Source organism: Bacillus sp. Root131, assembly GCF_001429475.1.
Taxonomy (GTDB): Bacteria; Bacillota; Bacilli; order Bacillales; family Bacillaceae_G; genus Bacillus_A; species Bacillus_A thuringiensis_S.
The window spans coordinates 82,864-105,841 of record NZ_LMJQ01000042.1; the positions used below are offsets into that span (position 1 = coordinate 82,864).

The window sequence follows — 22,978 nt, forward strand, 5'->3', positions numbered from 1 at the left end:
TATGCTGTTTTATGGGAAAAATGAAGATGAATATTTTCATTTTTCTTTCAATTGTAATAATTCCCGAGTTTTTCAATGTGATTTTATGTTATCATTTTGATACACAAGTTGAAATTTCTTATAATACTATATTATGCTATAATTTCATAGGATTTTAAATTGTGTTCTTTTTATAAATAAGATATAACCAATAGAAGTGAAAATTTGAAAAGAGGTGCAAAATAGATGAAGATTTCAACAAAGGGCCGCTATGGCTTAACAATTATGATCGATCTTGCAAAAAAGTTTGGTGAAGGTCCGATTTCATTAAAATCAATTGCGCAGGCGCATGACTTATCGGAGCATTACTTAGAGCAATTAATTTCACCACTTCGTAACGCTCGTCTAGTGAAGAGTACGCGAGGTGCATATGGCGGATATGTATTATCTGATCAACCAGCTAACATTACAGCTGGGGATGTGATCCGTGTATTAGAGGGACCGATTAGTGTTGTAGAAATGATAGAAGAAGAAGAGCCAGCACAGCGCCAGTTATGGATGCGTGTTCGTGATGCGGTGCAAGAAGTGTTAGATAGTACAACGTTAGAAGATTTAGTACGTTATGAGGAAGAAAATCACGGGGGCTATATGTTTTACATTTAATTCCTTGTGAAACGATTTGGAAAGAAGGAGATTTAATGGAACGCATTTACTTAGATCATGCTGCGACATCTCCGACTCACCCAGAAGTGGTCGAAAAGATGATTCCATATATGACAGAAATATTCGGGAACCCGTCTAGTATTCACTTTTATGGACGTCAAACTCGTCACACAGTAGATGAGGCGAGACGAGTGTGTGCACGCAGTATTCATGCGAATCCGAATGAAATTATATTTACGAGCGGTGGTACAGAAGCTGATAATTTAGCGCTTATAGGTGTAGCACGTGCGAACCGTCATAAAGGTAATCACATTATAACGACGCAAATTGAACATCATGCGATTTTGCATACGTGCGAATTGTTAGAGCGTGAAGGGTTTGAAGTGACATATTTACCTGTCGATGAAACAGGGCGCATTCAAGTTTCTGACATACAAAAGGCATTAACCGAAGAGACGATTCTTGTATCTGTTATGTTTGGGAATAATGAAGTAGGGACAATGCAACCAATTGTAGAAATAGGAAAGCTACTAAAGGAGCATCAAGCTTATTTCCATACAGATGCGGTACAAGCTTATGGTTTGGTAGAAATTGATGTGAAAGAGTTTGGTATTGATTTATTATCCATTTCAGCCCATAAAATTAACGGACCAAAAGGTGTAGGGTTCTTATACGCTGGTGCAAATGTGAAATTTGAGCCGTTATTAATAGGCGGAGAGCAAGAAAGAAAACGCCGTGCTGGTACGGAAAATGTGCCTAGTATTGCTGGGCTTCAGCATGCAATTCTTATTGCTGAAAAAACTCGTGAGCAAAAAAATGCCCAATATGAAGAGTTTAAAGATATAATGGTATCTGTCTTCAAAAATGAAGGCATTACTTTCGAGGTAAACGGAAACTTAGAACATCGCTTACCGCATGTGCTTAATGTAAGTTTTACAGGAATGAACATTGAACCGTTTCTTGTGAACTTAGACCTAGCTGGCATTGCAGTATCAAGTGGTTCTGCTTGTACAGCTGGTTCGATTGATCCATCACATGTATTAGTAGCGATGTTTGGAAAAGACTCCGATCAAATACGTTCATCCGTACGCTTTAGTTTTGGGCTTGGAAATACGAAAGAGCAAATTGAAAAAGCGGCGTACGAAACAGTGAAAATCGTGAAGCGATTAACACAAAATTAGCATGGGAGGTGACATGATGAACAAACTACCTCACGAAACACGCGTTGTCATCGGAATGTCCGGTGGCGTCGATTCATCTGTAGCAGCACTTTTATTAAAAGAGCAAGGTTATGATGTAATCGGAATTTTTATGAAAAACTGGGATGATACAGATGAGAATGGTGTCTGCACAGCAACTGAAGATTACAATGATGTAATTGAAGTGTGTAACCAAATCGGTATTCCGTATTATGCAGTAAACTTTGAAAAACAATACTGGGATAAAGTATTTACGTACTTCTTAGATGAGTACCGAGCTGGTCGTACACCAAATCCAGATGTAATGTGTAATAAAGAAATTAAATTTAAAGCATTTTTAGAGCATGCAATTGCGCTTGGTGCTGATTATGTAGCAACAGGCCATTATGCACGCGTTGCTTATATGGACGGCGAATATAAAATGCTTCGCGGCGTTGATGACAATAAAGATCAAACATACTTCTTAAATCAATTAAGCCAAGAGCAATTATCAAAAACAATGTTCCCGTTAGGTGAATTAAAGAAACCGCAAATTCGTGAAATGGCGAAAGAAGCTGGCTTAGCGACAGCGGCGAAAAAAGATAGTACAGGTATTTGCTTCATTGGTGAGCGTAACTTTAAAGATTTCTTAAGTAACTACTTACCAGCGCAACCAGGTGTAATGCAAACATTATCTGGTGAAGTGAAAGGAAAGCATGACGGTTTAATGTACTATACAATTGGACAACGTCATGGACTTGGAATTGGTGGTAACGGTGATCCGTGGTTTGCTGTTGGGAAAAACTTGAAAGAAAACATTTTATATGTTGATCAAGGATTCCATAACGAACTTCTATATGGTGATGAAGTTATTGCTACGAATGTAGGATGGGTAAGTAACAAAGTAAAAGAAACAGAATTTAAGTGCACTGCGAAATTCCGTTATCGTCAAGAAGACAATAAAGTAACGGTTCAAATCGTTGATGAAAATACAGTTCGTATTCTTTGTGATGAGCCAATTCGTGCAATTACACCAGGACAAGCAGTTGTGTTCTATGATGGAGATGAGTGCTTAGGCGGTGCTACAATTGATGAAGTATACCGTAGTGGTAAGAAATTGGATTATTTAGGATAAATGAGAAGCCTCTGCCGATTAGCGGTTAGAGGTTTCTTTTACATAAAGCGAATTTTCGTTCGCTTGGAAAATACATTCTTTGTTATAATTTGTTGTAGAGGTGAAGGACATGTCAAACAAACTTGAAACAGGTATTCAATATATGCAAGAAGGAAATTGGGAAGAAGCAGCTAAAAATTTTACAGAAGCAATCGAAGAAAATCCAAAAGATGCGCTTGGATACATTAATTTTGCAAATTTATTAGACGTATTAGGTGATAGCGAACGAGCGATTTTATTTTATAAACGTGCACTAGAGTTAGATGATAAATCTGCAGCTGCCTATTATGGTTTAGGAAATGTATATTATGGCCAAGAGCAATTTACTGAGGCGAAAGCTGTATTTGAACAAGCAATGCAAGCTGGATTACAATCAGCTGATGTAACATTTATGTTAGGTATCACACATGTACAGCTTGGAAATGATCGTCTTGCACTACCATTCTTACAAAGAGCAACAGAATTAGATGAAAACGATGTGGAAGCTGTATTCCAGTGCGGACTTTGCTTCGCTCGACTAGAACACATTCAAGAGGCGAAACCTTATTTTGAAAAGGTATTAGAAATGGATGAAGAGCATGCAGATGCGTATTACAATTTAGGTGTTGCGTACGTATTTGAGGAAAATAATGAGAAGGCTCTCGCTTTATTTAAGAAAGCAACTGAAATTCAGCCAGATCACTTTTTAGCGGGTAATGGCGTTCGTTTATTAGAGCAAGAAGCTGAATAAGATAAAAATATAGTTTAATGGGTAGTTATCCCTCATCTAAAGAGGTGGGGGATGTACTGCTCATTAAAGTGAAAATATCGGAAAGGAGAGGAAAGATGGGAAATCAACATGCAATGGATTTGTTTGAGGAAGAGAAAAAGTTTATAAAAGCGCAAGTTCTTCATACCATTTTCCACAACGAAGAAAACCTCTATTCCGTTGTCAGTATGAAAGTCATTGAAACGAATGAAACATATGACGAAAAGAAAGTAATGATAAACGGTCATTTTCCCCGCATGCATGAAGATGAAGTGTTTACATTGACAGGTCACTTTAAGGACCATCCAAAGTATGGAAAACAATATATGGTTGAAACATTTAAAAAAGAATTGCCGCAAACAAAAGCAGGTATGGTGCAATATTTAGCGAGTGATTTATTTAAAGGGATAGGAAAGCGTACAGCGGAAAAAATTGTGGATCATCTCGGGGAACATGCTATTTCTAAAATTATGGATGACCCTGAGGCGTTAAATGGTGTTGTTAACAAACAAAAGGCTCAGGAAATATATGAGACAATTGTTGAACATCAAGGATTAGAGAAAGTAATGAGCTTTTTAAATGGTTACGGTTTTGGAACGAAACTTTCTATTAAGATTTACCAGCAATATAAAGAGATGACATTAGAAGTGATTCGTAATAATCCGTATCAACTTATTGAAGAAGTGGACGGGATTGGTTTTGGACGAGCGGATGATATAGGGCGTGCGTTAGGAATATCGGGTAATCACGACGACCGTGTACGAGCGGGATGTTTTTACACATTAGAGAATGTCTCATTGCAACTTGGTCACGTTTATATGAGGAAAGATCAACTTGTAAGAGAAACGATGTCACTTTTAAACAATCAAGAAGGAAGAGTGACTGAGGAAGATATTATAGGTTGTATTGAAACGATGCAAAGTGAAGGGAAAGTCATCATAGAAGAAGAACGAGTGTATTTAGCAACTTTATTCTACTCTGAAAAAGGTGTTGTAAAGTCTATTCGTCGATTGATGAATCAAGAGGAAACACCTTCATTTCCTGAAGCAGAAGTGTTAAAAACATTAGGTGAAATTGAAGAACAGTTAAACGTGCAGTATGCACCGTTTCAGCAAGAAGCGATTCAAACGGCACTTCATAAGCCAATGATGTTATTAACAGGTGGACCAGGAACGGGGAAAACAACTGTTATTAAAGGGATTGTTGAAATGTATGCGTCACTTCACGGATTATCGTTAAATCCGAATGAATACAGTGATGATAATCCATTTCCAATACTATTAACAGCTCCAACAGGAAGAGCAGCGAAGCGGATGAGTGAATCGACAGGACTTCCAGCTTGCACAATTCACCGTTTGCTTGGCTGGACGCCAGAAGGATCTTTCCAGCGTAATGAAACGGATCCTGTCCAAGGTAAGCTCCTTATTATTGATGAATTTTCAATGGTTGATATTTGGCTTGCGAATCAGCTATTTAAGTCGCTACCGACGAACATTCAAGTTATCGTTGTAGGTGATGAAGATCAGTTGCCATCTGTAGGACCTGGACAAGTATTAAAAGATTTATTAAATGCAGGCGCAGTTCCGACAGTGAAGCTTACTGAAATTTATCGTCAAGCAGAAGGCTCATCTGTTATTCAACTTGCCCATGCAATCAAAGACGGCACGCTCCCGCCAGATTTAGCACAAAATAAAAAAGATCGTTCATTTATCAGCTGTACAGGGGCTCAAATTGTTGAGGTTGTGAAAAAAGTTTGCGAAAATGCTAAAACAAAAGGATTTAGTGCAAGGGATGTCCAAGTATTAGCGCCGATGTACCGCGGGCCTGCTGGTATTAATGTATTAAACGAAGCATTGCAACAAGTATTTAATCCGAAGAGGGAAAAGAGTAAAGAAATTGCTTACGGTGATGTTGTGTACCGAAGAGGCGATAAAGTACTGCAACTCGTTAATCAGCCAGAGAGCCAGGTGTTTAATGGTGATATTGGAGAAATTGTTTCGGTGTTTTATGCGAAAGAAAACGTTGAGCAACAAGATATGATTATCGTTTCATTTGATGGAATTGAGGTAACGTATACAAAGCCCGATTTAAATCAAATTACGCATGCATATTGTTGTTCCATTCATAAATCACAAGGTAGTGAATTTCCGATTGTTATTATGCCGATCGTGAAAAGTTACAACCGTATGTTACGTCGTAATTTAATTTACACGGGCATTACAAGAAGTAAGAAGTTCCTTATTATTTGCGGGGAGGAAGCAGCTTTCAAATCCGGTGTAAATCGCCTTGATGATGCAATGCGTCAAACAACTTTGGCTAGTCGCTTGCAGGAATCACAAGGAGAAGTACAGATGGTCACAGTTAATGGCGAAGAAATGGACGTGGAAAACATTTCACCGTATGATTTCATGTAACAAGGTGAAATTATATAGTGAAACTTTCAAACGCATAGCGTTGAAAGGCTCCAGCGATGTATAAACGAATGCAGTTTGGACATAATGGCGAATAGAATCTGGGAGTCTGTAAGGAGATGAAAGCCATATGTTCATTTGTCCAAATTGCAAAGGGAAAGACATTGGAAAAATAGGTGTCAACCAATTTTATTGCTGGAATTGTTATATCGAATTATCGGTTTCAAAGGGGAAAATCCATACGCATCAAGTTGAGGAAGATGGTTCATTAAGCTCTCTTGATGATTTATTTGATGAGAATGAAAGAACGATCGGATAACGAAAAGGGGGATTTACTTTGAATCTACGCAATTCATTAATCGCATTAGGTGTTGGAGCTGCAGCATATCAATATGCTCGTAAGCAAGATGTATTTTCAAAACGCAATATGAAAAAAGCACGTAAGATGATTAAATCTTACTTATAATCATTTCGATAAAGTGAAAAACTCCCTTATTGACGAGGGAGTTTTTTTATGCGCTCATATGCAAATAAAAAAGTCCGATTTCTGAGAAAAGATAAGATAGACCGTAGCAGCCAACGCCGAGTATTCCATACTGCCATAATTGCTTCGCTTTTTCTTTACGTGAGGAACGAATAAAGAACCCCTTCCAAATACCAAACCCGATACAAATCCATTCAAGAATCATAAAAAGTGCTGATAATCCAAGCATAAACAAAACCATAATTAGCCCTCCTGATTATATTAATTCATGCTGTATTCTCAGGGGTGGTTGTCCTTGTTATGTTATTTATATGTACGTCTTTAAAAAACAGTATGGTCCGTATGAAAAGATTTTAAAAGTTTCGCACATAACCTACCCCATTTATTTTCAAAATAAAGGTGGAGGAGGTTTTTCATGTGAAGAATCTTAAAATCATTTGGATATATCGTTTAGGATTATTATTACTTGTTTTTCTTTGTTTGCTCGTCTTTTTAAAAATTAAGCCACTATGGGCACCGATTATTTTTGTATTTAAAGTAGCAATCACGCCATTTCTTATCGCTTGTTTTATTGCGTATTTATTGCACCCTTTAATTGAAAAAATCCATAAGGAAGGGATGCCCCGTACACTTGCCATTTTGCTTATTTATATCCTTTTCTTTGGCGGAATTGGTTGTGGGATTTATAAAGGAACGCCAGTCGTTATTAAACAGTTACAAGAGATTAATGAACAATTTCCGCAGTTTACAAAGATGTACGATTCGTGGATGGATGGCGTTACAGAACAAACAGCGAATTTCCCTTCGTTCATTCATGAAAAGGTGAAACAACTTTTTGTGGGTGTGGAAACGAAGATTCAAGCGCTTTTAAATAAAGTGATGAGTACAGCTCGTGGTGTACTCGATTCATTGCTCATTATTTTCTTAATACCGTTCATTGTATTTTACATATTAAAAGATTATGGTGAGTTTTATCATATCTTTTGGAAACTAGTCCCAAGTAAATGGCGAGGTACGGGGCAAATGCTTGCGAAAGAAATTGATAAGTCACTTGGAAGTTATATTCGAGGACAGTTATTTGTTTGTTTGGTATTAGGGGGAGTATCAGCTCTTTCTTTTTGGTTTATCGGTATGAAATATCCATTATTGCTTGGTATTATTATTGGGGTAACGGATATAATCCCGTACTTCGGCCCTATTTTAGGAGCGATCCCGACGTTAATGATTGCAGCAACAGTATCAACGAGCTTACTTATTAAGGCGGGTATTACGATTGCTATTTTGCAATTTGTGGAAAGTAACATTTTATCGCCTTACATTGTTGGTAAGTCACTTCGTATGCATCCCGTTATTATTATGCTTGCATTACTAGTTGGAGGGGAAGTAGCTGGTATTGTAGGGTTACTAATATCGGTTCCCATCTTAGCAGTTATTCGCACCGTCATTGTTCATGTGAAGCCTCTCTTGAAAAAAGAAGATGTGTAAGTATAGAAGCCCTCTATGTAAGAAATAGAGGGCTAATCGTATATTTATTTAGAAATCTGCTCGTGTATCTTTTGAACGAGGGAGCTCACATCATTTGTTTGAATATGTTTTATTTTTTTCCATTCGTTATCATATATAAATACAATTTGATTGTTGAAAAGACGCTTTTGTTCTTTTAGATTAGAAATTTTTGCGAAAGAGTACTCTTCAAATATTGGATTGTTACTTACATCTGGTCCATAAAAGAATAGCCTTTTGTTCGTTAAAATCAATAGGCCTGGTCTCGCGACGGAACGATAAATAAATATGTCTAATGAACATGCTGCGTAAAGTAATATTGTTTCGTTAGTCGCTAATATGTTTTTAGCTTTGCTAAGTAAGGTTGTCATTGTGATCGCTCCTTTATTATATTAACAATAATTTAATTATAGTAAAAAAGGTAATATTTATAATTTTTTATAAATTATTCTTGTAAGGAGATTCCGATTTGTTAATAAACGCATAATATATGAAAAGGCTGTTAAGAATGAATAGTAGAATACCTATGATAAATAAGCAATTAATACAATATAAATGATTATCTACATTGACAAACTTAAGAGAATTCTATTATATTTAGTCATATAATACATTAAATCAATGACGGAACAAGTACGTTACAGTCCATTTATAGAGAGAAGCTTCCATATGGCTGAAAGAAGCTTTAAATGAAGGGTAACAGAAAGCTAATCCTGAGAGCAGCTAATCACTGCCGTCTTGCCACGTTACGGCACCATGAGGTGATGAATTGATTGTTATTGTAATCAATTCATAATTAGGGTGGTATCGCGAGTTAACTCTCGTCCCTTTTATAGGGACGGGAGTTTTTTATATTTAAGGAGGAAAATACAATGAAACAACTAACAGGCGCACAAATTCGTCAAATGTTTTTAGACTTTTTCCAAGAAAAAGGACATGCAGTAGAACCTAGTGCATCACTAGTTCCACATGAAGATCCATCTCTTCTATGGATTAATAGTGGTGTAGCTACATTAAAAAAATATTTTGATGGACGTGTAATCCCACAAAATCCACGTATTACAAATGCTCAAAAATCAATTCGTACAAACGATATTGAAAACGTAGGGAAAACAGCTCGTCACCATACATTCTTTGAAATGTTAGGAAACTTCTCAATCGGTGATTACTTCAAAGAAGAAGCAATTACATGGGCTTGGGAATTCTTAACGAGCGACAAATGGATCGGATTCGATAAAGAATTACTATCAGTTACAATCCATCCAGAAGATGAAGAAGCATTCACAATTTGGAATGAAAAAATGGGCGTTCCAAAAGAGCGTATTATCCGCTTAGAAGAAAACTTCTGGGATATTGGTGAAGGACCAAGTGGACCGAATACAGAGATTTTCTATGACCGCGGGGAAGCTTACGGTAATGACTTTAGTGACCCAGAATTATATCCAGGCGGAGAAAACGAGCGTTACTTAGAAGTATGGAACCTTGTATTCTCTCAATTTAACCATAATCCAGACGGTTCATATACACCACTTCCTAAGAAAAACATTGATACAGGGATGGGTCTAGAACGTATGACATCTATCGTTCAAGATGTGCCTACAAACTTTGATACAGACCTATTCATGCCGATGATTGGTGCAACAGAATCAATTTCTGGTGAGAAATATCGTAATGGCGATTTAGAAAAAGATATGGCATTCAAAGTAATTGCTGACCATATCCGTACAGTAACATTCGCTGTTGGTGACGGTGCTCTTCCATCTAACGAAGGTCGTGGTTATGTATTACGTCGCTTATTACGCCGCGCTGTTCGTTATTCGAAGAAATTAAACATTAACCGTCCATTCATGTTTGAATTGGTACCGGTTGTTGGAGAAGTAATGAAAGACTTCTATCCAGAAGTACTTGAAAAGAAAGATTTCATTGCGAAAGTTGTGAAAAATGAAGAAGAGCGTTTCCATGAAACACTTCATGATGGTGAAGCAATTTTAGCTGAAGTTATTGCAAAAGCAAAAGAAGAAAAAACAACTGTTATTTCTGGAGTAGATGCGTTCCGTCTATATGACACATACGGTTTCCCAATCGAATTAACAGAAGAATATGCAGAAGAAGCTGGTATGACAGTTGACCAAGAAGGCTTCGAAAATGAAATGGAAAAACAACGTGAGCGTGCACGTGCTGCTCGTCAAGACGTTGACTCAATGCAAGTTCAAGGCGGTGTACTTGGAGAAGTTAAAGTAGCGAGTGAGTTCGTTGGTTACGGTACAGTTGCAACGGAAAGTAACGTTGTTGCACTTGTGAAAAACGGTGAGTACACAGATAGCTTACAAGCAGGGGAAGAAGGACAGTTAATTCTTGACGTAACACCATTCTACGCTGAGAGCGGTGGACAAATTGCTGACCGTGGTTACCTTCTTGCTGACGGCGTGAAAGTTCTTGTAAAAGACGTACAAAAAGCACCAAATGGTCAAAACTTACACAAAGTAGCTGTGGAAGAAGGCACGTTAACGAAAGATGCAGCTGTGAAAGCTGTTATCGATACGAAAAACCGTAGTAGCGTTGTGAAAAATCATACAGCAACTCACTTACTACACCAAGCATTAAAAGACGTACTTGGAACGCATGTTAATCAAGCAGGTTCTCTTGTAACTTCTGAACGTCTACGCTTTGACTTCTCTCACTTCGGTCAAGTGCAAGCTGACGAATTAGAAAAAATTGAGCGTATGGTAAACGAGAAAATTTGGGAAAGTATTAACGTTGAGATTTCTCAAAAATCAATCGGAGAAGCAAAAGAAATGGGCGCAATGGCATTATTCGGTGAAAAATACGGAGATGTTGTACGCGTTGTACAAGTTGGCGATTACAGCTTAGAGCTTTGCGGTGGTTGTCACGTTGATAATACAGCTTCTATCGGTATTTTCAAAATCGTTGCTGAGTCTGGTATCGGTGCAGGAACTCGTCGTATTGAGGCGGTAACTGGTAAGTCTGCATACGAATTAATGAACGATCAAGTAGGTTTATTAAAAGAAGCAGCAGGAAAAATGAAAACAAATCCGAAAGATATTTTAACAAGAGTTGATGGTCTATTTGCTGAAGTGAAACAACTTCAAAAAGAAAACGAATCTCTTGCTGCGAAATTAAGCAATATTGAAGCTGGAAACTTAACTGATTCTGTAATGACAGTTGATGGTGTGAATGTATTAGCAGCGAAAGTAAATGTTGCAGATATGAACAACTTACGTACGATGATGGATGATCTAAAAAATAAATTAGAGTCAGCAGTTGTTGTATTAGCGTCTGTTAATGACGATAAAGTAAACATCCTAGCAGGTGTAACGAAAGACTTAATTAGCCAAGGTTACCATGCTGGTAAACTTGTGAAAGAAGTAGCTTCTCGTTGCGGCGGTGGCGGTGGTGGCCGTCCTGATATGGCACAAGCAGGTGGTAAAAACCCAGCTCAAGTCGAAGAAGCTTTAGCATTTGTACAAGAGTACGTTAAATCTGTTTCAAAATAAAGAGATAGTAGTGTACAATGGTAGGGAGAGGAGAAGTTCTTCTCCCTATACTTACTATATAAGTGAGGTGCTTGAAATGGACGGTTTTGATAAAACAATGAAGTTTAGCATTCAAGATGAAAAACAGAGTGTCCATGTAAATGATGTACTTTTAACTGTGTATGATGCACTTCAAGAAAAAGGCTATAATCCGATTAACCAAATCGTCGGTTATTTATTAAGTGGAGACCCAGCATACATACCTCGCCATAAAGATGCACGAAGCATCGTTCGTAAGCTTGAACGTGATGAGATCATTGAAGAGCTTGTGAAGTCTTACTTGAAACATCATCGTGAGGAGTAGTTTATGCGGATATTAGGTTTAGATGTAGGTACAAAAACAGTCGGAGTTGCAATGAGCGACGAAATGGGCTGGACAGCACAAGGATTAGAAACAATTAAGATTAACGAAGAACGAGGTCACTTTGGTTTTGATCGTATTTCTGAGTTAGTAAAGCAGTACAATGTGGACAAAATAGTAGTAGGTTTACCTAAAAATATGAATGGTACAATTGGCCCACGTGGTGAAGCGTGCCAACAATTTGCAGAAAACCTACGAGAGCTGTTACAATTAGACGTTGTAATGTGGGACGAGCGTTTGTCGACGATGGCAGCGGAACGTCTACTCATTTCAGCGGATGTAAGCCGTAAGAAGCGAAAACAAGTAATCGATAAGATGGCTGCAGTCGTAATCTTACAAGGATTTTTAGATAGTAAATAAGAGGTGACCAAAATGGAAGAAAATCAAATTACAATTGTAGACGAAAAAGGTAACGAACATTTATGTGAAATTATTTTCACTTTTGATGCTGAAAAATTTGGTAAAAAATCATACGTAGTCTTCTCTCCAATCGGTGAAGTAGACGAAGATGGAGACCAAATTTATGATGCAATGGCTTATGAGCAAAATGAAGAAGAGGGCGGAAGTTTACTTCCAATCGAATCTGAAGAAGAGTGGGAAATGGTACAAGAAATGTTCAACACTCTTGCTGATGAGCAAGAAGCTGAATAATAAGTACTGAAAAGATGGACGACATACAGTCCATCTTTTTTTGTATTTATATGTAAAATGAAAGATTTTTTGTCGAAACTGTGTAATCCTTTGTAGTATAATGAGACGGATTGTAGAAAAATAAAATGGATACTAAAAAAGATAGGCGAATTTGTTGTGGCTTTCCATCATGCTGTATAGAAACATATACATATGGTCTACAATTGAATAAGGAGGAAGAGTTTTGATAGAGAATCAAGTGAAAAAGAAGCGTAGACGCATCTTTTTATTTTCGATTATTGCACTGCTTTTAGTTTGTGGTTCAGTCTATGCGTATATTTCATCCGCATTAGGACCAGTTGATAGCGGGAATAAAAAAGAGATTGAAGTAGAAATTCCGAAAGGATCATCTACAAGTAAAATTGGAGAAATTTTAGAAGAAAAAGGCGCTGTGAAAAACGGTACAGTTTTTAGTTTTTATACAAAGGCTAAATCGAAAAGTTTACAAGCAGGTACATATTTATTAAATCCTTCGATGAATGCTAAAGATGTTATCGAACAAATGTCATCTGGCAACGTGCATCGTCCAGCTCTTTATAAAGTGACGATCAAAGAAGGAGCTCAAGTAACTGAAATTGCAGAAACGATTGCGGCAGAACTAAAGTGGAATAAAGATGATGTTACGCGTCAATTAAACGATAAAGCATTTATTCAAAAAATGCAGCAAAAGTATCCGAAGTTATTAACGGATAAAATCTTTGATAGTAATATTAAATACCCATTAGAAGGTTATTTATATCCTGCGACGTATTCATTTTATAAGAAAGATACGACGTTAGAAGAAATCGTAATTCCGATGCTTGAGAAAACAAATGCAATCATTGTTCAAAATGAGGCAAAAATGAAAGCAAAGAACTGGGATGTTCATCAGCTTTTAACATTATCTTCACTTATTGAAGAAGAGGCAACTGGTTTTACAGATCGTCAAAAGATCTCTAGTGTCTTTTATAATCGTTTAGAGAAAGGTATGCCGCTTCAAACGGATCCAACGGTATTATATGCACTTGGAAAGCATAAACAACGTGTATTATACGAAGATTTAAAGGTCAACTCACCGTACAATACGTATGTTGTAAAAGGATTGCCGGTAGGGCCGATCGCAAACTCTGGTAAACATTCAGTGGAAGCTGCGTTAGAACCTGCGCAAACAGATTATTATTATTTCTTAGCTGCACCAAGTGGTGAAGTGTACTATGCGAAAACATTAGAAGAGCATAATGCATTAAAGCAAAAATACATTACGAAAAAACAGTGAAATGGGGAGGGATAGCGAAAAAAGTCGCACATCCCTCTTTTTTGTGGTAAAATATATCGGGTTAAAAACTGGCAGAAGAATCGTTTTTAATATCAAAACGGGACGTACAAGCTAAGGGTAAAACTGGCTTGTATTTTTATTGCATTCTATGTGGGAAAAGACGTCATAGAGGCACTTCTCCATGTAAATAAGGAGGACCATTTATGGAGGATGCAGTTAACGAGTACCTATTATCATTTATTGATCCGAAAGATAAATTAATTCTTGAAATGGAAGAATATGCAACAGAAAATCATGTGCCGATTATGGATCGACTTGGAATGGAATTTATGCTGCAATTTTTACGTTTAATTGGACCGAAAAGCATTTTAGAACTTGGAACAGCAATCGGTTATTCTAGTATTCGTATGATGCAAGCTATTTCAAATTCACGTATTGTGACAGTTGAGCGCAATCGTGAGCGATATGAAAAAGCACTTGAATATATAGAACGTTCCCCAGTAACAGATCGTATTTCAGTTATTTACGGTGATGCGTTAGAGACAGGTGAACAAGTAAAAGAACACGGGACATTTGACGTTATTTTTATTGATGCAGCAAAAGGACAGTATCGTCGCTTTTTTGACTTATATGAACCGTTATTAAATCCTGGTGGCGTAATTATTTCAGATAATGTTATGTACCATGGTCTTGTAACGACAAAAGAGAAAATTGAAAACAGACGTACACGTGGTTTAATCCGTCGTATTAAGACGTACAATGAGTGGCTTATGAACCATGAAGGATACGATACAACGATTTTCCCAATTGGTGATGGAGTAGCTGTTAGTAAAAAGAGAGGGTGACCAAGGTATGAAGAAACCTGAATTGTTAGTAACGCCAAGAGCGGTGGCGGATATCGAACTTCTTGCGAAAGCAGGAGCAGATGCGGTAATGATCGGTGAGCAAAAGTTTGGTTTACGTTTAGCAGGGGAGTTTTCACGTGAAGATGTAAAACAAACTGTGAAGATTGCACATGAAAATGGTGTGAAAGTATACGTAGCCATGAACGCTATGTTCCACAACGATAAAGTAGAAGAATTAACAGATTACGTTTCATTTTTAAATGAAGTAAATGTAGATGCAATTGTTTTCGGAGATCCAGCAGTATTAATGGCTGTTCGCGAAGTAGCGCCAAATATGCAGTTGCACTGGAATACAGAAACGACAGCAACAAACTGGTTCACTTGTAATTACTGGGGACAAAGAGGAGCGAAGCGCGCTGTATTAGCTCGTGAGCTGAGCTTAGATGAAATTGTTGATTTAAAAGAAAATGCTGAAGTGGAACTAGAAGTACAAATTCACGGTATGACTTGTATGTTCCAATCGAAGCGTTCATTAGTAGGAAATTACTTTGAGTATCAAGGACGTAATCTTGACATTGAAAAGAAAAAATATGAAGAGAATATGTTCTTATATGACCCAGAGCGTAACAATAAATATCCAATTTATGAAGATGAAAATGGTACTCATATTATGAGTCCGAACGATATTTGTTTCATCGATGAATTAGAGGAACTAATCGAAGCTGAAGTTGACAGCTTAAAAATCGATGGTGTACTAAAAAGCTCTGAATACATTATTGAAGTAACGAAGAAATATCGTCAAGCGATTGATTTATGTGTGGAAGATCGTGATGCATATTATGACTTGAAAGATGCTCTATATAAAGAAATAGAAGAAATGCAACCAGTAAATCGTCCGTTAGACACAGGATTCTTCTTTAAAGAAACGGTTTACTAAACGAGGAGGGTGTAGGAAATGACTGTACAAGAAATTTCACGAGTGATCGATGGCAAACGTGTTATTGTGAAGAAACCTGAACTGTTAATCCCTGCGGGTAACTTAGAAAAATTAAAAGTAGCTATCCATTACGGGGCAGATGCTGTATATTTAGGTGGACAAGAATTTGGTCTTCGTTCGAATGCAGGTAATTTTACGCTAGAAGAAATGGCAGAAGGCGTTGAGTTTGCAAAGAAGTATGGAGCAAAAATATACGTAACAACAAATATCTTTGCACATAATGAAAATATGGACGGGCTAGAGGAATATTTAAAAGGGATTGAAAAAGCTGGCGTAACGGGGATTATCGTTGCTGATCCGCTTATCATTGAGACTTGTAAACGTGTAGCGCCTTCTGTTGAGGTGCATTTAAGCACACAGCAATCACTATCCAACTGGAAAGCAGCACAGTATTGGAAAGAAGAGGGTTTACATCGTCTTGTATTAGCTCGTGAAGCAAGCTATGAAGAAATGAAAGAAATCAAAGAAAAAGTGGATATTGAAATTGAAGCATTCGTCCATGGTGCAATGTGTATCGCATATTCAGGAAGATGTACATTAAGTAACCATATGACAGCGCGTGACTCTAATCGTGGCGGTTGTTGCCAATCTTGCCGCTGGGATTATGATTTAGTTCAAACAGTATCACAACATAAAGATGCAAAAGAGCTTCCTCTATTCCAAGAAGAAGATGCTCACTTTGCGATGAGTCCAAAAGATCTAAATTTAATTTTATCAATTCCGAAAATGATTGAAATTGGAATCGATAGCTTAAAGGTAGAAGGACGTATGAAATCAATCCATTACGTAGCGACTGTAGCAACCGTATATCGTAAAGTAATTGATGCTTATTGTGCGGATCCAGATAACTTTGAGTTTAAACAAGAATGGTTAGATGAGCTTGATAAATGTGCAAATCGTGATACAGCTCCTGCATTCTTTGAAGGGGTTCCAGGACATCAAGAGCAAATGTTTGGAAATCATAGTAAGAAAACAACGTATGATTTTGCTGGTTTAGTGTTAGATTATAATGAAGAAACGGACATCGTAACGATTGAGCAACGTAATCATTTCAAACCAGGACATGAAGTGGAGTTCTTTGGACCAGAAATAGAAAACTTTACGCAAACGGTGGAGAAAATTTGGGATGAGGATGGAAACGAATTAGATGCAGCGAGACATCCGTTGCAAATCGTGAAATTCAAAGTGGATCAACGAGTGTATGTGAATAATATGATGCGCAAAAGCATACTTCAATAAGAAAGAGTGATAGTCGAATGGGGACGAATAAGCCTGTTGTAATTGGAATTGCTGGTGGTTCGGGATCAGGTAAAACGAGTGTAACGAAAGCGATTTTTGACCATTTTAAAGGTCATTCTATTTTAATCTTAGAGCAAGATTATTATTACAAAGATCAAAGCCATTTACCAATGGAAGAGCGTTTAAAAACAAATTATGATCATCCGCTTGCGTTTGATAATGATCTGTTAATTGAACATTTGCAGCAGTTGCTTGCATATGAGCAAATTGATAAGCCTGTATATGACTATACATTGCATACACGTTCAGAAGAAATTATTCCAGTTGAGCCGAAAGATGTAATTATTTTAGAAGGAATTCTTATTTTAGAAGACCCACGTCTTTGCGAGTTAATGGACATTAAATTATTCGTTGATACGGATGCTGACCTTCGTATTCTGCGCCGCATGCAGCGTGATATTAAAGAGCGCGGTCGTACGATGGATTCAGTTATTGATCAGTACGTAACTGTTGTACGTCCAATGCACAATCAATTTATTGAGCCTTCTAAGAAATTTGCGGATATTATTATCCCTGAAGGTGGACAAAACCATGTTGCAATTGATATTATGGTGACAAAAATTGCAACAATTCTTGAACAAAAAGTAAATTTGTAATAGCATAGTAAAAGATATACGGTAGGAAGGGATTTTTTCCCTTCCCATCGAATACAATGAAACATGCAACCTCATCTATATATAGGTGAGGGCATATTTATATCAACTTTCCATACATATCTTCTTTATATAAAGAAGAATTGGAAATACGGGGTTGTATGTGACAACTCCGCTAGTGCAAGGGTACTAGAAACCTCCGCTAACAATGGAAGCGGAGGAGTTTTCATATGGAACTCCTCTTTTTTTCGGGGGATTGGTATATAAAAGGAGTGGAAAATATGTCAACAGAAAAAACATACCCTATGACGCAAGAGGGTAAGCAAAAACTAGAGAACGAACTTGAGCAATTAAAAACAGTAAGACGTAAAGAAGTAGTAGAACGTATTAAAATCGCACGTAGCTTCGGGGACCTTTCTGAGAACTCTGAGTACGATGCAGCAAAAGATGAGCAAGCGTTCGTAGAAGGACGTATTACACAATTAGAAAATATGATTCGTAACGCAGTTATCATTAAAGATAATGGCGAAGTATCTACTGTTGTTACATTAGGTAAAACAGTAACATTTAAAGAATTACCAAACGGAGATGAAGAAGCGTACACAATCGTAGGTAGCGCGGAAGCTGACCCATTTGAAGGAAGAATTTCTAACGATTCTCCAATCGCAAAAAGCTTATTAGGTAAGCAAATTGGTGAGAAAGTAACAATCCAAACACCAGGCGGAGAAATGCAAGTAGAGATTGTCTCTGTAAAATAAAAAAAAGATTCTCCTATCGGGAGAATCTTTTTTTTTGTAGAATGAAAAAAATTGTGTAAACCTTAGAGTAATTCGACAAAAAATGTCAAAAAAACACTTTAAGCTTTGATATCATAATTGGAGAATATAGGTTTTAAAAGGGAAAAGGGGCTAATTATGAAACATAAAATCTTTACAGGATTGGTGTGTAGTATATCCATATTAGGACTTGCTGCATGCGGAACGAATGAAGAAACTACATCATCAAAGGGAGAAAAAGTAAAGCAAGAAGAAAAAAAGGATATTAAAGCAACTGAGAGTTCAAAAGCCTTAGAAAATCCACAAGATAAAAAGGAATTTAATGATTTTGATGTAGCGTATCAATTAGCTATTGTCATGAAAATATTTCAAGATGTAACGATTAAGTATGATTACGCAATTGGAAATCCAGATTATTTATTGCGAGATTCGATGGATCAAAAAACAATAGATGATATGAAGAATATGTTACAAGAACAGGCGAAGAATAATGATAAAATTTTAAAAGATGAAGTGAATCAAGCGTATACATATTTAAAACAATCGAAAGTAAGTAATAAAGATGATATTCAAAAAATAATAGATGCACAAAATAATTATTTACATATTGTAGATAAGATGATTACTTGTATTGATTCTGTAACAGTTGAGAATGCAAAAGAAAAAAGAAATGAAATGGATAATCTTAGTAAGGATTATTTAAAAATAGCGGCTAATGTAACAACCACTGTAATTGAAGTTGCTAAAAACACTGGAGTGAATGAAACTGAATTTAGATCGCTTCTTATGAAATTTTTAGAGAAGCCAAAGAAACAATAATAACCTTATATAATATCTGTTTTTGTTTTGGGGATTGTATAAATAAAATAGTACCTCGTCTAAACTATAATAGACGAGGTGTTTTTTTATGAAAATAAAACGGAGAATTGCAATTGTTTTAATTTGTTTTATGGGCATTATGTTTTTATTGCTTTGTCGTTTAATTCAAATCCAAATTATAGATACAGAATCATTTACTAATCGCAAAATAAATTTAATTGAAAAAAGTGTTACGCAACGTACGCAATCCATTGCAGTAGACGATGGACGTGGGCAGTTTATAGATCGTAATGGTAAAGAAATAGGGGAGGAAAAGTATCCTGTTTTAATTGTTTTTCCATTTTTACAAATAAAAAATGACATGTTAGAGAAAATCGCGCATATCATTGGTGTGTCGAGACAAGAGATCAGAAGACAAATGAAAAATAAAAAAAATGCATTTATACTGCAAGGGGAAACTGCTCCATTTCGAGTGACACGAGAGCAGATGGAGAAGGTGAATCAATTACATGTATTAGGTATTGTAGCAGCTGAAGTGCGATTAAAACAAACTGGGGAGATAAATCATTTAATTGGTGATGTAGGGGAGAACGAAAGAGAATTTCAAAAGCGATATGGAGAAGTGAAAAAAATTTCAAAACAAACGCCGATAGGTATTTCAGGATTACAGCAATCATTTGATGAATTTTTATTGACTGATGGAGAGGCAAAAGTATTGTATCAAGTAGATCGGCAAGGAGAACCAATTTTCGGAAAGCAAGCGAAATATACTTCACCAGGAAATCCATTTTACCCAGTTAGGATTCAAACTACTTTACATAAAGGGTTGCAGCAAAAAGCAGAAGAAGTGATTGAAGCAAATGAAATAAAGAAGGGGGGATTAGTATTACTTGATGTAAAGACAAATGAAATATTAGCGATGGTCAGTAAGCCGTCTTTACAAGTAAGAGATAAGAATTTATATAAGACTACACTTGAAAATCAAATGTTAACGCCGCATTTTCCAGGCTCTGTTTTTAAAACAGTAGTTGCAGCTGCAGTCATTGATCAAAAAGTAAATTTGTTTAATCGGACATTTAATTGTAATAAAGATTTATATGGTGAAAACGACCCACAAGTTATGATGGGTACACTTAACTTCAAAGAGAGCTTTGCTAGGAGCTGTAACAGGACATTTTCCGAGTTAGGTAACGAGCTATTACAAAAGGATAGGACGGTGCTAGAAACATACGTAGCAGCTTTAGGAGCAAATGAAAAGGTCGGATGGAAAGGTTCTGTATTTCATACACCTCATTTCGAGCAAATGCCAGAAGAAAAAGGCTCTACTATTTGGGGGAATGAAGAAAACAAAAATAGTAAAAAAGCGGTAGAGCAAACAGCGATTGGACAGAAAGATGTACGTATATCACCTCTAGCAATTGCTAATATGATGGCGACGATTGCGAGGAATGGAAAAAAGATGGAAGTGAAAGCTGTTGAAAAAATAGTATATAAAAATGGAGCGGATTTTTTTACATTTGAGAACCATACGTTACATGGAAAACAGCTTTCGTATGAAACAGTGAAAACATTACAAGAGTTATTAAGAGGCGTTGTAACAAGGGAGAAAGGAACAGGAACGGCATTCCGCTCGTTGCCGCTCAGTGTCGCTGGAAAATCCGGGACAGCGCAAACAGGGAAAGGGACGAGGGTGAATCGCTGGTTTGCAGGTTATTTTCCGTATGAGAATCCAAGATATGCTTTAGTTGTTGTTGATCTAGAGACTGATAACAAAGTGAATAAAGTCACACCTATTTTTAAAGATATGGTAGGAGCAATCTATCAATTGGAGAATGAAAAGTAATCTTGCAATTTATAGTGAATTGTTTTCATTTCATGAAAATATCATTGTAAATGTTCAACCTTTCTAGATTTAATGTTACAATAGCAATTAGGAAAAACTGCATGGAGGTTTGGAGAATGGCAGGAGGATCAAGATTCCAACAGAAACAACAAAAACGTCGTCAAAACGGTGTTTTAAATATTGCAATCGCTATTGTATTACTATTAGTAGCTATTGTAGCATATCAATTGTTCGTTCCTAGTACGAAAGAGCAAGCATCTTCTACTGATAAGAAAGTCTCTCAACAAACAACAAAGAATGAGAAAGCTGGAAAATCAGAAGATAAAGAATCTGCTAAGAAAAAAGAAAAAGAGCAAGCAGAAGCTAAGCAAAAAGCTGAAGAAGAGAAGTTAAAGGCTGAGGAAGAAAAGAAAAAAGCTGAAGAAGAAGCGAAAGCTAACGAGAAAGTATCAGCTGAAAAAACTGTATCCAAGGCAAAAGAGGCTTATACAAAACCTTCTTGGAAAGCTGTAGGAACAGAACAAGGTTCATCACCAGCGATGACGTTTAAACAGGGGTCATCAGATTGGAATGAGATGCAAAGTGCAATTGCTGCAGGTATTGAAGTACCGAAGGAGCAATTAGTATTCCATTTTGTTGGAAGAGACAAAACTGGAAAGAGTAAAGCTTATGGTGACGTTCAAGATAAGCAAAGTGGAAAAAGATATTACGTAAATATTGATTGGGTAGATAATGAGGGCTGGAAACCAGTACTTGTTCAAACTCTAAACTAAAAAAGAGAAGCTCCTTAGGAGCTTCTCTTTTTTAGTTAACGCAATTTCTTTAATTTAAAATGAACAACCGCGCTATAATACGGTCTTTTGCTTTCAGGATCCATAACCATTTGATGTGAGATGTGATGAACTTCAAGCATAAGTGCTTTATTATTATCGATTTGTTCACTAATTTTTCGTTCTAAAGAAGCTAAGTCTCCCGCTTCAAAAAATTCTACTTTATCTTCTAACATTTCAAAGGTAAATGACATGAAGACGGCCCCTCTCCTATGTAATCAACTATAGTGTAACAAAGAAAAGAAGGAAATACCATGTACATTTCAATTGACATTTTTAGAAAGAGGGAATATCATACTGATAAAACCGATAAGAAAAAGGGGAATTTTTATGGGCACAGAATTTAATGGTTTATTTGATGAGTGGGCTCATACGTACGACTCATTCGTACAAGGCGAAGATATACAATATAAAGAAGTTTTCGCCCATTATGAGGATATTCTAGAGGATGTAGTTAACAAGTCATTTGGTAATGTATTAGAATTTGGTGTCGGTACAGGTAATTTAACAAATAAATTATTACTTGCTGGCCGCACAGTTTACGGTATAGAACCGTCGCGTGAAATGCGTATGATTGCAAAAGAGAAATTGCCAAAAGAATTTTCGATTACAGAAGGTGATTTTCTTTCGTTTGAAGTCCCAAATTCAATTGATACCATTGTAAGCACCTATGCATTTCATCATTTAACAGATGATGAAAAAAATGTAGCGGTTGCGAAGTATAGTCAATTGCTAAACAAAGGTGGTAAAATAGTGTTTGCTGATACGATATTTGCAGATCAAGATGTATATGATAAAACTGTTGAAACAGCAAAACAAAGAGGTTTTCACCAGTTAGCAAACGATTTGCAAACGGAATACTATACACGTATTCCAGTTATGCAGACTATTTTTGAAAACAATGGCTTCCATGTAACGTTTACGAGATTAAATCATTTCGTTTGGGTAATGGAGGCAACTAAGCAATAGAAAGAGG

Annotated in this window: 25 protein-coding genes and 1 other annotated feature; of the genes, 22 read left to right on the forward strand and 3 right to left on the reverse strand. The window is 36.7% G+C overall.

Going from position 1 to position 22,978, the window contains the following annotated elements; all coding sequences use genetic code 11:
- Positions 1–225 precede the first annotated feature (225 nt).
- The 7 genes from ASE54_RS29915 to ASE54_RS29945 all read left to right on the forward strand — a co-directional run bounded on the left by ASE54_RS29915 (position 226) and on the right by ASE54_RS29945 (position 6,619).
- Entirely contained in the window at positions 226–642 is a 417-nt protein-coding gene (locus ASE54_RS29915; RefSeq protein ID WP_000704116.1) for an Rrf2 family transcriptional regulator, read from the forward strand.
- Positions 643–677: 35 nt separating this feature from the next.
- Entirely contained in the window at positions 678–1,823 is a 1,146-nt protein-coding gene (locus ASE54_RS29920; protein WP_000439891.1) for a cysteine desulfurase family protein, read from the forward strand.
- Positions 1,824–1,839: 16 nt separating this feature from the next.
- Positions 1,840–2,955 (forward strand): tRNA 2-thiouridine(34) synthase MnmA, encoded by a 1,116-nt coding sequence (gene mnmA, locus ASE54_RS29925; protein WP_001038011.1) that lies wholly within the window; start codon positions 1,840–1,842, stop codon positions 2,953–2,955.
- A 109-nt stretch (positions 2,956–3,064) separates the two neighbouring features.
- The gene (locus ASE54_RS29930; RefSeq protein ID WP_000066406.1) at positions 3,065–3,724 is read left to right on the forward strand and encodes a tetratricopeptide repeat protein; all 660 of its coding nucleotides are present in this window, start codon (positions 3,065–3,067) and stop codon (positions 3,722–3,724) included.
- Between the two features lie 95 nt (positions 3,725–3,819).
- A complete protein-coding gene (locus ASE54_RS29935; RefSeq protein WP_000528079.1) occupies positions 3,820–6,156 on the forward strand; it encodes an ATP-dependent RecD-like DNA helicase in 2,337 nt (778 codons plus the stop codon).
- A 127-nt stretch (positions 6,157–6,283) separates the two neighbouring features.
- Positions 6,284–6,472: a hypothetical protein gene (locus ASE54_RS29940; RefSeq protein ID WP_000469281.1), complete on the forward strand. Its 189-nt coding sequence runs from the start codon at positions 6,284–6,286 to the stop codon at positions 6,470–6,472.
- Positions 6,473–6,490: 18 nt separating this feature from the next.
- The gene (locus ASE54_RS29945) at positions 6,491–6,619 is read left to right on the forward strand and encodes a YrzQ family protein (RefSeq protein ID WP_001053553.1); all 129 of its coding nucleotides are present in this window, start codon (positions 6,491–6,493) and stop codon (positions 6,617–6,619) included.
- Between the two features lie 46 nt (positions 6,620–6,665).
- On the opposite strand, the gene ASE54_RS29950 is transcribed toward ASE54_RS29945, so the two are convergent.
- On the reverse strand, positions 6,666–6,878 hold the full coding sequence (locus ASE54_RS29950) for a hypothetical protein (protein WP_000242539.1): 213 nt from the start codon (positions 6,876–6,878) through the stop codon (positions 6,666–6,668).
- 176 nt (positions 6,879–7,054) lie between these two features.
- Between ASE54_RS29950 and ASE54_RS29955 the strand changes: the two genes are divergently transcribed.
- A complete protein-coding gene (locus ASE54_RS29955) occupies positions 7,055–8,122 on the forward strand; it encodes an AI-2E family transporter (RefSeq protein ID WP_000793121.1) in 1,068 nt (355 codons plus the stop codon).
- A gap of 44 nt (positions 8,123–8,166) precedes the next feature.
- On the opposite strand, the gene ASE54_RS29960 is transcribed toward ASE54_RS29955, so the two are convergent.
- On the reverse strand, positions 8,167–8,511 hold the full coding sequence (locus ASE54_RS29960; protein ID WP_000209588.1) for a PH domain-containing protein: 345 nt from the start codon (positions 8,509–8,511) through the stop codon (positions 8,167–8,169).
- A 241-nt stretch (positions 8,512–8,752) separates the two neighbouring features.
- Positions 8,753–8,972 (forward strand) — a binding site (T-box leader).
- A 40-nt stretch (positions 8,973–9,012) separates the two neighbouring features.
- Between ASE54_RS29960 and alaS the strand changes: the two genes are divergently transcribed.
- The 13 genes from alaS to ASE54_RS30025 all read left to right on the forward strand — a co-directional run bounded on the left by alaS (position 9,013) and on the right by ASE54_RS30025 (position 21,945).
- Positions 9,013–11,655 (forward strand): alanine--tRNA ligase, encoded by a 2,643-nt coding sequence (alaS, locus tag ASE54_RS29965; RefSeq protein WP_000811809.1) that lies wholly within the window; start codon positions 9,013–9,015, stop codon positions 11,653–11,655.
- Positions 11,656–11,731: 76 nt separating this feature from the next.
- Positions 11,732–11,998: an IreB family regulatory phosphoprotein gene (locus ASE54_RS29970; protein WP_000348591.1), complete on the forward strand. Its 267-nt coding sequence runs from the start codon at positions 11,732–11,734 to the stop codon at positions 11,996–11,998.
- Between the two features lie 3 nt (positions 11,999–12,001).
- Positions 12,002–12,415, forward strand: a complete 414-nt coding sequence (gene ruvX / locus ASE54_RS29975; protein WP_001221202.1) for a Holliday junction resolvase RuvX — start codon at positions 12,002–12,004, stop codon at positions 12,413–12,415.
- Between the two features lie 12 nt (positions 12,416–12,427).
- Positions 12,428–12,706 carry a DUF1292 domain-containing protein gene (locus tag ASE54_RS29980; protein ID WP_000392246.1) on the forward strand — a complete coding sequence of 93 codons (279 nt, stop codon included), beginning with the start codon at positions 12,428–12,430 and terminating at the stop codon, positions 12,704–12,706.
- 223 nt (positions 12,707–12,929) lie between these two features.
- A complete protein-coding gene (gene mltG / locus ASE54_RS29985; RefSeq protein WP_000572141.1) occupies positions 12,930–14,000 on the forward strand; it encodes an endolytic transglycosylase MltG in 1,071 nt (356 codons plus the stop codon).
- A 203-nt stretch (positions 14,001–14,203) separates the two neighbouring features.
- The gene (locus ASE54_RS29990) at positions 14,204–14,845 is read left to right on the forward strand and encodes an O-methyltransferase (protein ID WP_000389103.1); all 642 of its coding nucleotides are present in this window, start codon (positions 14,204–14,206) and stop codon (positions 14,843–14,845) included.
- A gap of 7 nt (positions 14,846–14,852) precedes the next feature.
- On the forward strand, positions 14,853–15,782 hold the full coding sequence (locus ASE54_RS29995; RefSeq protein WP_000742792.1) for a peptidase U32 family protein: 930 nt from the start codon (positions 14,853–14,855) through the stop codon (positions 15,780–15,782).
- A gap of 18 nt (positions 15,783–15,800) precedes the next feature.
- Positions 15,801–17,081: a U32 family peptidase gene (locus ASE54_RS30000; RefSeq protein ID WP_000217968.1), complete on the forward strand. Its 1,281-nt coding sequence runs from the start codon at positions 15,801–15,803 to the stop codon at positions 17,079–17,081.
- A 17-nt stretch (positions 17,082–17,098) separates the two neighbouring features.
- On the forward strand, positions 17,099–17,737 hold the full coding sequence (gene udk / locus ASE54_RS30005) for a uridine kinase (protein WP_000537080.1): 639 nt from the start codon (positions 17,099–17,101) through the stop codon (positions 17,735–17,737).
- Positions 17,738–18,015: 278 nt separating this feature from the next.
- A complete protein-coding gene (greA, locus tag ASE54_RS30010) occupies positions 18,016–18,492 on the forward strand; it encodes a transcription elongation factor GreA (protein WP_014894880.1) in 477 nt (158 codons plus the stop codon).
- A gap of 156 nt (positions 18,493–18,648) precedes the next feature.
- Positions 18,649–19,329: a hypothetical protein gene (locus ASE54_RS30015; protein ID WP_000680878.1), complete on the forward strand. Its 681-nt coding sequence runs from the start codon at positions 18,649–18,651 to the stop codon at positions 19,327–19,329.
- Between the two features lie 88 nt (positions 19,330–19,417).
- A complete protein-coding gene (locus tag ASE54_RS30020) occupies positions 19,418–21,172 on the forward strand; it encodes a penicillin-binding transpeptidase domain-containing protein (protein WP_000695119.1) in 1,755 nt (584 codons plus the stop codon).
- Between the two features lie 116 nt (positions 21,173–21,288).
- The gene (locus tag ASE54_RS30025) at positions 21,289–21,945 is read left to right on the forward strand and encodes a YrrS family protein (protein ID WP_000897097.1); all 657 of its coding nucleotides are present in this window, start codon (positions 21,289–21,291) and stop codon (positions 21,943–21,945) included.
- 35 nt (positions 21,946–21,980) lie between these two features.
- On the opposite strand, the gene ASE54_RS30030 is transcribed toward ASE54_RS30025, so the two are convergent.
- Positions 21,981–22,196, reverse strand: a complete 216-nt coding sequence (locus ASE54_RS30030) for a YrzA family protein (protein WP_000010984.1) — start codon at positions 22,194–22,196, stop codon at positions 21,981–21,983.
- Positions 22,197–22,332: 136 nt separating this feature from the next.
- Between ASE54_RS30030 and ASE54_RS30035 the strand changes: the two genes are divergently transcribed.
- The gene (locus tag ASE54_RS30035; protein ID WP_000536325.1) at positions 22,333–22,971 is read left to right on the forward strand and encodes a class I SAM-dependent methyltransferase; all 639 of its coding nucleotides are present in this window, start codon (positions 22,333–22,335) and stop codon (positions 22,969–22,971) included.
- The last annotated feature ends 7 nt before the right edge of the window (positions 22,972–22,978 follow it).

Excerpts from the sequence above, each read along its gene's own strand:
- ASE54_RS29915 (WP_000704116.1), top strand. The coding sequence starts at position 226 with ATGAAGATTTCAACAAAGGGCCGCTATGGCTTAACAATTATGATCGAT.
- ASE54_RS29920 (WP_000439891.1), top strand. The coding sequence starts at position 678 with ATGGAACGCATTTACTTAGATCATGCTGCGACATCTCCGACTCACCCA.
- mnmA (WP_001038011.1), top strand. The coding sequence starts at position 1,840 with ATGAACAAACTACCTCACGAAACACGCGTTGTCATCGGAATGTCCGGT.
- ASE54_RS29930 (WP_000066406.1), top strand. The coding sequence starts at position 3,065 with ATGTCAAACAAACTTGAAACAGGTATTCAATATATGCAAGAAGGAAAT.
- ASE54_RS29935 (WP_000528079.1), top strand. The coding sequence starts at position 3,820 with ATGGGAAATCAACATGCAATGGATTTGTTTGAGGAAGAGAAAAAGTTT.
- ASE54_RS29940 (WP_000469281.1), top strand. The coding sequence starts at position 6,284 with ATGTTCATTTGTCCAAATTGCAAAGGGAAAGACATTGGAAAAATAGGT.
- ASE54_RS29950 (WP_000242539.1), bottom strand. The coding sequence starts at position 6,878 with ATGGTTTTGTTTATGCTTGGATTATCAGCACTTTTTATGATTCTTGAA.
- ASE54_RS29960 (WP_000209588.1), bottom strand. The coding sequence starts at position 8,511 with ATGACAACCTTACTTAGCAAAGCTAAAAACATATTAGCGACTAACGAA.
- alaS (WP_000811809.1), top strand. The coding sequence starts at position 9,013 with ATGAAACAACTAACAGGCGCACAAATTCGTCAAATGTTTTTAGACTTT.
- ASE54_RS29970 (WP_000348591.1), top strand. The coding sequence starts at position 11,732 with ATGGACGGTTTTGATAAAACAATGAAGTTTAGCATTCAAGATGAAAAA.
- ruvX (WP_001221202.1), top strand. The coding sequence starts at position 12,002 with ATGCGGATATTAGGTTTAGATGTAGGTACAAAAACAGTCGGAGTTGCA.
- ASE54_RS29980 (WP_000392246.1), top strand. The coding sequence starts at position 12,428 with ATGGAAGAAAATCAAATTACAATTGTAGACGAAAAAGGTAACGAACAT.
- ASE54_RS29990 (WP_000389103.1), top strand. The coding sequence starts at position 14,204 with ATGGAGGATGCAGTTAACGAGTACCTATTATCATTTATTGATCCGAAA.
- ASE54_RS29995 (WP_000742792.1), top strand. The coding sequence starts at position 14,853 with ATGAAGAAACCTGAATTGTTAGTAACGCCAAGAGCGGTGGCGGATATC.
- ASE54_RS30000 (WP_000217968.1), top strand. The coding sequence starts at position 15,801 with ATGACTGTACAAGAAATTTCACGAGTGATCGATGGCAAACGTGTTATT.
- udk (WP_000537080.1), top strand. The coding sequence starts at position 17,099 with ATGGGGACGAATAAGCCTGTTGTAATTGGAATTGCTGGTGGTTCGGGA.
- greA (WP_014894880.1), top strand. The coding sequence starts at position 18,016 with ATGTCAACAGAAAAAACATACCCTATGACGCAAGAGGGTAAGCAAAAA.
- ASE54_RS30015 (WP_000680878.1), top strand. The coding sequence starts at position 18,649 with ATGAAACATAAAATCTTTACAGGATTGGTGTGTAGTATATCCATATTA.
- ASE54_RS30020 (WP_000695119.1), top strand. The coding sequence starts at position 19,418 with ATGAAAATAAAACGGAGAATTGCAATTGTTTTAATTTGTTTTATGGGC.
- ASE54_RS30025 (WP_000897097.1), top strand. The coding sequence starts at position 21,289 with ATGGCAGGAGGATCAAGATTCCAACAGAAACAACAAAAACGTCGTCAA.
- ASE54_RS30030 (WP_000010984.1), bottom strand. The coding sequence starts at position 22,196 with ATGTCATTTACCTTTGAAATGTTAGAAGATAAAGTAGAATTTTTTGAA.
- ASE54_RS30035 (WP_000536325.1), top strand. The coding sequence starts at position 22,333 with ATGGGCACAGAATTTAATGGTTTATTTGATGAGTGGGCTCATACGTAC.